Annotated in this window: 1 protein-coding gene; it reads left to right on the top strand. The window is 36.7% G+C overall.

From position 1 onward, the window contains the following. The coding region (locus ACFIL8_RS11450; protein ID WP_375689900.1) for an N-6 DNA methylase at positions 1-826 on the top strand (826 nt) is incomplete at both ends.

Raw genomic sequence — 826 nt, 5'->3', positions numbered from 1 at the left:
GTGAAATCAAGCAAGAGGAAGCGATTGAGATGTTAGCGCAACATCTTGTCACGCGTCCCGTGTTTGAAGCTTTATTTGACGGTAATGAATTTGTACAGAACAATGCCATTTCGCAAGCAATGGACAAGATCTTAACGGAACTGGATAAAACAAATATCGAAGAGAAAACGAAAGATCTTGATAAATTTTACAAAAGTGTCATGTTCTGTACAGCAGGCATTACGGAAACTCATGCAAAACAGAATCTTATTATCAAACTTTATGAAAGTTTTTTTGCCAAGGCATTTAAGAAAACCACGGATAAGCTTGGAATTGTTTACACGCCCGTTGAGATTGTTGATTTTATCATTCATTCTGTTGATGATGTGTTGCGCAATGAATTTGGCAAAAGCTTAGGGTCACGGGGTGTCTCTATTCTCGATCCTTTCACCGGAACGGGTACTTTTATCACGCGGCTATTACAATCCAATCTCATCAAACCAGAGGATATGGAATATAAATTCCGTCATGATATTCATGCCAATGAGATTGTTTTACTGGCTTATTACATAGCAGCGATTAACATTGAATCGACCTATCATAGTTTGATGAAAGGGAATTATATCCCATTCAAGCATATTGGTTTGGCTGATACGTTTCGGATGCTTGAAAAACAAGATTTGATGAAAGGTTTACTAGAGGAAAACAGTGAATATTTAGAGCATCAAAAGAAACTGGATATTAAAGTTATCTTTGGTAACCCTCCTTATTCGGTAGGACAAAAGAATGAAAACGATAATAATCCCAATATATCTTATCCCATATTAGATGATCGTATTCGTGAGAC

The organism is Bartonella sp. AP57NXGY, from assembly GCF_042195805.1.
GTDB lineage: Bacteria > Pseudomonadota > Alphaproteobacteria > Rhizobiales > Rhizobiaceae > Bartonella.
Note: the sequence above shows the minus strand (reverse complement) of the source record. Positions and strands in the feature narration are given on the sequence as shown.